Source organism: Solidesulfovibrio sp. C21 (assembly GCF_047785625.1).
Classification (GTDB): domain Bacteria; phylum Desulfobacterota; class Desulfovibrionia; order Desulfovibrionales; family Desulfovibrionaceae; genus Solidesulfovibrio.
In genome coordinates this window covers 1-8394 of the sequence record NZ_JBLODY010000118.1, presented here as the reverse complement: position 1 = coordinate 8394, position 8394 = coordinate 1, and the positions used below count along the sequence as shown (strand labels likewise).

Below are 8394 nucleotides of genomic sequence, written 5' to 3'. Positions count from 1 at the left end.
GGTGGGGGTCCGGGGGAGGGAACCCCTTTTTTCAAAAAGGGGTTCCCTCCCCCGGCTCTTCCAACAGCATACTATGTACACGACACAGCGACGCATCATTCTGGCCTCGACGTCACCACGCCGGCGGGAGTTGCTTGATTTGGCCGGGGTACCGTTTTCGGTCATTCCGAGTCCGGCCGAGGAGCCCGAGCCGGACATGGGCGAGTTACCGTCGGCCTATGCCGCGCGCATGGCCCGGCTCAAGGCCGCGCCTGTGGCCCGGGAGCATCCGGAAGCGGCGGTCATCGGCGCGGATTCGGTGGTGGCCGTGGGGAATGTGATATTGGGCAAGCCGCGCGATGCGGCCGACGCCGAACGCATGTTGGGGCTGCTCTCGGGCCGCACGCATCAGGTGGTGACCGGCTGCGCGATTTTCGGCTGTGGCCCGGAGCCGGAGATATTCACCGTGTCCACGGACGTGGCCATGGCGGCGCTTTCCAATGTGGCCATCGCCGCCTACGTGGCGACCGGCGAGCCCATGGACAAGGCCGGGGCCTATGCCATCCAGGGCAAGGCCGCGGCATTCGTCACCGCGATCAATGGCTCGTACACAAATGTAGTCGGGCTGCCGCTGGCGGAGGTGGTGGAAGCCTTACGGAGCTGGGGTGTCATCGTTCCACGGAGAGGCTGAAAAAACGTAGCTTCGCAGAATGTTCCACGAACCGGCACGGTGGTCGATTACCGCTCGGACATTGCCAGCTTGATTCCAAGAGAAACGAGCACGAGCCCGAGAACCCGGTCCAGCCAAAGTCTGAGGGAATGGCTTTGGCGCAATCTTTCCGCGACCCTGTCGCTGAGGAGGATTATCGGAGGCTCCACAAACACGGCGACGGCAATAATCAGGACGCCGTGGATCATGAGTTGCGCCCAGACGGGACCCGCGCCGCCCACGACGAACTGGGGCAGAAAAGCCAGAAAAAAGGTGGCGACTTTCGGATTCAGCAAATCAATAAAAACGCCTTGCCGAAACACGGCGCCGATACTTTTGGGCTTGGCTTTCTTGTCTATGAGCAGCGAACCACCGTCGGAACGAAGGGCGTGCAAGCCGAGCCAGAGTAAATAGGCGACGCCTACCCACTTGACGATGGAAAAGGCCGTGGCGGAAGTGGCGACGATCGCCGTGAGCCCCAATGCGGCCAGCAGGACGTGGCAGAACGCTCCTGTCCAGATGCCAAGCATCGCGGCGGTCCCGGCTTTTTTTCCGCCTTTCACCGTATGGCTCAAAATAAAGGCCATATCCGGGCCTGGAGAAATATTCAGCAAAAAAGCGGCGAGAAAAAACGCCGACCAATGGCCGAGAGAATAGTCAAACATTGCATGCGTCCTACACAAGTTATGGGGAAATTTATCACATACTTTTCCATTCCAAATTTGTCAAATCAGAGAGGATGCCATCAGAAGGTCCCACTTACTATCCGGGGTTGAGGCAAAGCCGAGGCCCCTTTTTCTTGGTCCATGGGGGAGCCGGATTCGCATCGCCGAGGACACCGGCAACGCCGGAAAACGCTTGCCGAGCGCGCGGGCAGAAAATGCCCCGGCAGCTCCCCCCCCGACTCCCCTCAAAAAGCATTTCTGAAGCGGGCTGACGCCATCTACCATATGCCGGGAAACAAGCGATATTTTACCGTCGCGGCATATTCGGCGTAACCGTCCAATTCGCTCCGGAGCATTTTATCCTCAAGGCCTGTGCGCACAATCGTGACGCCGACGGCAAGGCAGCTCGGGATCAAGGCATAGAGCGAACCGATAATCAAGGCATCCGACACGCTGGCGAAGATCATTGCGACATAGCCGGGATGTCGCACATACGCATATGGGCCAGAGCAAATGACTCTGTGTCCTCGATCCGTCTGAATTCGAGAAGTCCCTTCGAAAAATTTATTTATCAGCATCGCCCAGTAGAAGATAATGAAAAAAAGGAAATAGCACACAACCCCAAGGCCCATGCTCTGCAAATCGGACCAGTGGTATCTCCCGACATCCAATCCTGCCGTAAGCGGAATCGCCAACAGCAACAGCAAGAAATAGATCATCAAGATCGCTTTATCCCAACCTTTCGTTCCCTGTCTGGCCGACGCTCTCTGATTCGCCAGTTCAGGCGCGAAGCGATACATGAGCAACGCCCCCAGCGCCGCTCCGACAAGATGGATTCCAAAAGCAAGCCACGCCCTTGGAACATCCAATCTTCCCGCAGCGATAAAGAATACGATCATCATGAATAAGATCCAACAAAACGGAGCCAGAAGATATTTTACACCTTCTTTGGTCAACTGCTGTTGCATACGCTCTTTTCCTCCCAAATCGTTCAGGCCAAGTCCCTTGCCCATACCTTCAGCAATACACAAATAATATTTATATTCAAGAGAGTTTCCAGCTTGACAGTGGCAACACAACATGGATAGGATACTATAAAATTGATATGCATAGGACCATGAAGTATCCAAGAGCGGATGCCCCCAGAAATTCCCACTCAAGCCCCACAAACTGCGTGTCACAGGGGCACCCGCAAGAGGGCAAGGCCGCTACAGAGAGACCTCTTCGATAAACGTCGCGGGACTGCCCCCTTGGCGAATCCGCAGCAATGCCAGGTACATTGAATTGTTATTGCTCTGAAAGAGTACTCGCTTATCCAACGGAACGATTCTGAACCATCCGCTTCAAGAGCATGCGCATGAACATGGAACATCCCGACAAAACAGATTATCCAGAATTACTGGAAGTATGGGAAGCTTCCGTTCGAGCGACGCATGATTTCTTGAAAGATGAGGATATCGCCTTTTTAAGGCCGTTGATCCTTGAGCAATATTTCGATGCTGTAGAATTACGATGCGTAAGAAGCGAGGGAGGCAACATTCTTGGCTTCTGTGGAGTCTCCGAGAGGAAACTTGAAATGCTCTTTGTGTTGCCCCAAAATAGGGGGCAAGGCATCGGCTTTTCTCTATGCAGGCATGCCATCGAAAGCATGGATGTTGCATACGTGGATGTCAATGAGCAAAATCCGCAGGCAATTGGATTTTATAAGCACCTTGGCTTTCGAAGCATCGGGCATTCACCGGTCGACGGCCAGGGGAAACCTTTCCCCTTGGTGCATATGACGCTGGATTAAATCTTATTGAAGGTGCCAGCATACACCGTTCAGTGTAAAAATTTCCATGCCCCTCCTTCTGGGAAAGGCTTCCAATCCAGTCTACAACTCCATACAAACGCTCTACTTTCCTATTTTAAGGACATAAAATGCAATTACAATCTATACATGATTGTTCCGGCGTTGACTGGCAAGCCGTTGCGGATATTCTAAAATGCGTCGGCATGGCCTACTATGCGCCGGAAGTCCATGCCAAGGCGTTTACAGCGAGTCACACGACCGTGTTTATTTACGATGCGGAAAGGCTGATCGGATTTGGTCGGACGATTTCCGATGGGGCCTATCAGGCCGCAATATATGACTGCGCGGTCCTGCCGGAATACCAGGGGCAGAAAATCGGCGCCATGATCATGCGATCCCTTCTGGACGCCGTTGCCGGGTGCAATGTCATTCTTTATGCCGCCCCCGGGAAAGAAGGCTTTTATCGAAAACAGGGCTTCAGCAACATGCGGACAGGCATGGCAAAGTTTGTAAAGGCCGAGGCCATGCGGGAAAAAGGATTCACCGAATAAAGCGTATCCGGCAATTTTCCCTCCTGGCAAAGGCGGATCGATGCACAGCGCATGCGTTTAGTGTCCGACCGCCATACGCACGGGAAAACCGGCCTTGTTCCTGCCGGGCCGGGCGCGGACGGCCTACCGGCGCGCGGCGGCCAGACTGCGCAGCGTCACCGCGCCGACAACCACCATACCGCCGAGCATGGCCCATTTATCGGGCAATTCGCCGTAGCCCAAGGCGACGAATACCGGGTTGAAAATCGGCTCCAGGGTCATGATGCAAATCGCGGTCAGGGCCCGCAACCGCTTGATGCACCAGACGTAAAGCGCCAGCGACAGCCCCTGCTGCACGATGCCGAGATAGGACAGCCCCAAAAGCGCCTCCCCGGAAAGCGGCAGTTCGCGCACCAGAAAAGGCAAACCTACGGCGGCGGTCAGCAGATGGCCGGCAATGACCGCCGAAACCGGCGATCCGGCCCGACCGGCCCGCATGCCGAGGGTGAAAACGGCATAGGACAGCCCCGTGCCCACGGCCAGCACGTTGCCCCAGAACCCTTGCGGCGACAGCCTGTCCAGGAAAAAAAGCGCCATGCCCCCGACCGTGACCGCGACAAAGGCCCAGTCCGCCGGGCGCGTGCGTTCGCCGAGCACCGCCGGAGCCAAAAGCGCCACGTAGACCGGGGCGGTGTAGGCGAGCAGGATGGCGTTGGCGGCGGTGGTCAGCCGGGTGGCGACCACGTTGGTTATAAGCAGACCGGCATAGCCCAGGGCCGCGCTCACAAAGGGCTTTGTCGGACGAAAATCGAGCCTGCCCCGGAAAAGCGCCAAAAGCAGCAGCGCGGCGAGCAGACTGCGTCCGCCCGTAACCGCCATGGGAGGCATGGGAACGAGCTTGATGGCAAGGCCCCCGGTACTCCACAAAAGCGCCGTGACGGCCATAAGCCCGGCGGCAGCCCGTCCCTGGCCGGCCAGCGTATCGGAAGCCGCCCCCTGCGTCGGGCCGGGATTGCCGTTTGCGGATGTTGCGCGTAACATGTCGGTATAATGGATCAAAAGCATGCTGCCGTAAACAGCTAAACGCCCCCCGCCATGTACGAAGCCGAAATCAAATTCATCGCCCCGCCCGGGTTCCGGCTGCCGGGAACGCGTCTGGCCGACGCGGTCTATCGTGACGTGTATTTCGATACGCCCGACGGGACGTTTTACGCCTCGGGCCGGGAGCTGCGGTTGCGACAGGCGGACGGCCAGACGCTTTTCACCTGCAAGAATCCTCCCTTCGACATGGCCACGGCCTCCAAGGAAGAGCTGGAGACGACTGTTGCCGACGCCCGGGCCATGGCGGCCATTCTTGCCGGCCTGGGGTTCGTGCGGCGCATGGCCTACGTCAAACAGTGCCGACGCTCCCGGGTCGTGCATGACGGCCTCGCCCTGGAGCTCACCCGGGTCACGGTGGATTTCGCCGACGAGACGTTCGTCGAGATCGAACATCAGGCCCCGGACCGCGCCTCCGGGCTGGCCGCCCTGCCCGTCATCCGGGCCTACGGCGCATCCCTTGGCCTCAGGCGGGAGTGTCCCCGCGCGTATACGGACCTCTTCCTGGATGCCCGACACCGGAACAGGACGGAGCCACTCCCATGCTAGAGCCGCTTTCGCCCCTTGCCGCCTACCTCGCCCCGTCCGCCTGGATCGACAGCGACCATCCGGCCGTCGCGGCCAAGGCCGCCGCACTCGCCGCCGGACGGGTCACGGACGCCGCCATGACCGAAGCCGCCTTCGTCTTCGTGCGCGACGCCATCCGGCACAGCGCCGACTACCGCCAAAATCCCGTCACCCGCGCCGCCTCCGAGGTTCTCGCCCATGGCACGGGCTATTGCTACGCCAAGGCCCACCTGCTGGTCGCCCTGCTGCGGGCAAGCGGCATCCCGGCCGGACTGTGCTACCAGCGTCTCGTGCTCGATCCCGGCAATGACGCCACGCGCTACTGCCTCCATTGCCTTGCCGCCGTGCGCCTCAAGGATTGGGGCTGGTACCGGATCGATCCGCGCGGCAACAAAGCCGGCGTCGACGCCCGGTTCACGCCACCGACGGAACGGTTGGCCTTTCCCGTGACGGCTCCCGGCGAGGTCGACCTGCCCGGCATCCACGCCGCACCATTGCCCGTGGTCATGGAGGCCCTGACGCGCCACACAACCTGGAACGCGCTCTACGACGCCCTGCCGGACGTATCGCTCTGACCCGCGGCAGTCACGACATCTCCCCATTTTGCAACACTTTTGTCATGCTTCCTTCCTTTTTGCAGCAAGTGTGACGCCGGTTGTACCATGTGTCGCAGCCACGGCATTTTCCCTAGAAAAATTCATTTGTAAAATCGGCCTGTTAAAAAAAGACATCAACTTTCTCCACGAGATTGGTGTACTTTGCACGGCTATTGCTTATAACAAGCGATAGCCCGGATCGGACCCTTGTCGGGCCGGGCCCAATTACTTCTAGGAGGTTGCCATGGAATCGGCTCTGACATTGCGCAAAACCGCTCCTCCCGAGTTGTCCGAACAAAGCCATGCCATTCACCGCGTCTCCGCCCTGGAAGTGGAAATCGGCCACGGGGCCATGTCCACCATGAAACGCGCCATGAAGGAAGTAGCGGCCCAGACGGGCGTCAGCTACGAAGACGTCATGCGCGGCTTAAGCGGCCATATGTACTGGGTCGCTTCCACGGGGGTGCTCGTCTGCGTCATCCCCCTGCCCGAAAACGACCTGTACCTGGAAATTCCCGAGGATTTCTGGCGCATCCGCGAATTGTCCCAGGCTACCCATTAAGACATGCGGGCGGGGAACCTTTTTTAAGAGGGTTCCCCGCCCGCGCTCCGCCCTCCTCAAAAATAGCAGCCTGTCGTTGGCGGCGCGGCCCCCCGCGCAGGGCCCGCTTTGCAAGTCCCCACTCCGGCTTGCCCCATGGCCGCTTTTCCGGCATGTTCGGGCAGTCCTTCCGTCTTGCGCGTCCCGACGCGCCATGCGGACAACCATGATTTCGCCGGAACGCGCCATGCCCCCCCACACTCCCAATTTTCCCAAGGCCCTGTTCGAGGAGCTGGAAACCGACAAGCTCCAGCGTCGTTTTCTGGAAGCGCTGGTGGAATTCCAGAACGTCGAGCGCGGTTCGCTTTGGATCAAGCGCGAGGACGGCTACCAGTGCATCGAGGCCATCGGCGGCGGCCAAAGCGAACAACTCGTGGGCTTTGTCGTGCCCAAGGACAAGCCGAGCATCGTCGGCTGGGCCATCGAAAACGGCCGCATGACCATCGCCGAGCCGGGCAAGGACAAACGCCATTTCAAGGACGCGGAATCGGGGCTGGACGTCAAATCCACGCTCATTCTCTGCTTTCCGCTGGTACTCAAGAACGGCGATGTCTACGGCGCTGTCGAGATCATCGACACGGCCCACGGCGGCAGCCGGCTGAACCTGGGCAAAGAATACCTGGAGCTTCTGGAAGAATTCGTGGCCATCGGCTCCATCGCCCTGGGCAACGCCCTGGCCTTCGCCGACCAGAAAAACGAAGCCCAGAAACTCAAAAAGCTCCTGGGCGGCATCAAGGGCGAAACCCCGCTCGTCGGCAAAAGCCCGGCCTTTCGCGCGGCCTTGGAAGCGGCCAAAAACTACTCGCGCACCGATTTTCCGGTGCTTATCACCGGCGAGTCCGGCACGGGCAAAGAGCTTTTCGCCCGGGATATTCACGCCCAAAGCGCCCGCAAGGACAAGCCGTTCCTGGTCCAAAACGTGTCGGCCATCCCCGACGCCCTGCTCGAATCGGAACTTTTCGGCTACAAGAAAGGTGCCTTCACCGGCGCGGACAAGGACAAGATCGGGCTTTTCGAGGCGGCGGACGGTGGCACGGTCTTCCTCGACGAGATCGGCGACATGCCGCTTTCCCTGCAGGCCCGCATCCTGCGCGTGCTCCAGGAAAACGAGGTCAAACCCCTTGGCGACGCCAAGACCCGCACCGTGGACGTGCGCGTCATCTCCGCCACCAACCGGGACCTCACCCGGGCCATCGCCGAAGGGACCTTCCGCGAGGACCTCTTTTACCGCTTGAACGTCCTGCCGCTCAAACTGCCGCCCCTGCGCGAACGGCCCGAGGACATCCCGGAACTGCTGGACTATTTCCTGGCCCGCGACGCCGGTCGGCTGTGCATTCCGCAAAAGGCCCTCTCGCGCGACGCCTTGGCCGCCCTCAAGCGCCGCAACTTCCAGGGCAACGTCCGGGAGATGGAAAACCTGGTGCGCTACCTGCTCGCCACCGTTTCCGGCCCGGTCATCGAGGCCGGCGACATCCCGCCGCCCCACGAGATCGGCCAGCACCGCGACACCATGCCCGCCGCGCCCGAGTCGGCCATAGCCAACGCCCCCAGCCTCGACCTGACGGACTATACCTGGGAAGCCCTCGAGCGGACCTACGCCCTGGCGCTGCTTGAAAAACACAAATGGAACGTGACCAAGGCCGCCCGGGCCGCCGGCGTCAACCGCTCCACCTTCGACTCCCGCCTGCGCAAGCTCGGCATTAGCAAGGAGTAAAGAGACTGGGGGGAAACTTTTCTGTAGAAAAGTTTCCCCCCAGGCCCCCTTTCCAAAGACTTTTACCGGCAATAGCCTGTCACCGTTAAAAGTTTTTGGGAAGGGAGAGCGCGAGAGGGGAACCCTTTTTTCAAAAAGGGTTC

At 59.5% G+C, this 8394-nt stretch carries 10 protein-coding genes; 7 read left to right on the top strand and 3 right to left on the bottom strand.

Annotated elements, in window-relative coordinates; translation table 11 throughout:
* Positions 1–73: 73 nt before the first annotated feature.
* Positions 74–670: a Maf family protein gene (locus tag ACMZ6R_RS19490; RefSeq protein ID WP_416114615.1), complete on the top strand. Its 597-nt coding sequence runs from the start codon at positions 74–76 to the stop codon at positions 668–670.
* Between the two features lie 47 nt (positions 671–717).
* Here the strand turns inward: ACMZ6R_RS19490 and ACMZ6R_RS19485 are convergent, their stop codons facing one another.
* Complete coding sequence (locus ACMZ6R_RS19485) at positions 718–1353, bottom strand: LysE family translocator (RefSeq protein ID WP_416114614.1); 636 nt, start codon at positions 1351–1353, stop codon at positions 718–720.
* Positions 1354–1631: 278 nt separating this feature from the next.
* The gene (locus tag ACMZ6R_RS19480; protein WP_416114613.1) at positions 1632–2321 is read right to left on the bottom strand and encodes a methyltransferase family protein; all 690 of its coding nucleotides are present in this window, start codon (positions 2319–2321) and stop codon (positions 1632–1634) included.
* 389 nt (positions 2322–2710) lie between these two features.
* Here ACMZ6R_RS19480 and ACMZ6R_RS19475 point away from each other — a divergent pair, with 389 nt between their 5' ends.
* Both ACMZ6R_RS19475 and ACMZ6R_RS19470 read left to right on the top strand, forming a co-directional pair.
* Positions 2711–3145, top strand: coding sequence for a GNAT family N-acetyltransferase (locus ACMZ6R_RS19475; RefSeq protein ID WP_416114612.1), 435 nt, complete (start codon positions 2711–2713; stop codon positions 3143–3145).
* Positions 3146–3273: 128 nt separating this feature from the next.
* Complete coding sequence (locus ACMZ6R_RS19470) at positions 3274–3696, top strand: GNAT family N-acetyltransferase (RefSeq protein WP_416114611.1); 423 nt, start codon at positions 3274–3276, stop codon at positions 3694–3696.
* 123 nt (positions 3697–3819) lie between these two features.
* Here ACMZ6R_RS19470 and ACMZ6R_RS19465 read toward each other — a convergent pair whose 3' ends face one another.
* The gene (locus ACMZ6R_RS19465; protein WP_416114616.1) at positions 3820–4653 is read right to left on the bottom strand and encodes a DMT family transporter; all 834 of its coding nucleotides are present in this window, start codon (positions 4651–4653) and stop codon (positions 3820–3822) included.
* 117 nt (positions 4654–4770) lie between these two features.
* On the opposite strand from ACMZ6R_RS19465, the gene ACMZ6R_RS19460 reads away from it, so the two are divergent.
* The 4 genes from ACMZ6R_RS19460 to ACMZ6R_RS19445 all read left to right on the top strand — a co-directional run bounded on the left by ACMZ6R_RS19460 (position 4771) and on the right by ACMZ6R_RS19445 (position 8251).
* Positions 4771–5322, top strand: coding sequence for a class IV adenylate cyclase (locus ACMZ6R_RS19460; protein ID WP_416114610.1), 552 nt, complete (start codon positions 4771–4773; stop codon positions 5320–5322).
* Complete coding sequence (locus ACMZ6R_RS19455) at positions 5316–5915, top strand: transglutaminase-like domain-containing protein (protein WP_416114609.1); 600 nt, start codon at positions 5316–5318, stop codon at positions 5913–5915. The genes ACMZ6R_RS19460 and ACMZ6R_RS19455 overlap by 7 nt, the downstream gene beginning before the upstream one ends.
* 265 nt (positions 5916–6180) lie before the next feature.
* Complete coding sequence (locus tag ACMZ6R_RS19450) at positions 6181–6498, top strand: hypothetical protein (protein WP_416114608.1); 318 nt, start codon at positions 6181–6183, stop codon at positions 6496–6498.
* Between the two features lie 226 nt (positions 6499–6724).
* A complete protein-coding gene (locus ACMZ6R_RS19445) occupies positions 6725–8251 on the top strand; it encodes a sigma 54-interacting transcriptional regulator (RefSeq protein WP_416114607.1) in 1527 nt (508 codons plus the stop codon).
* Positions 8252–8394 lie beyond the last annotated feature (143 nt).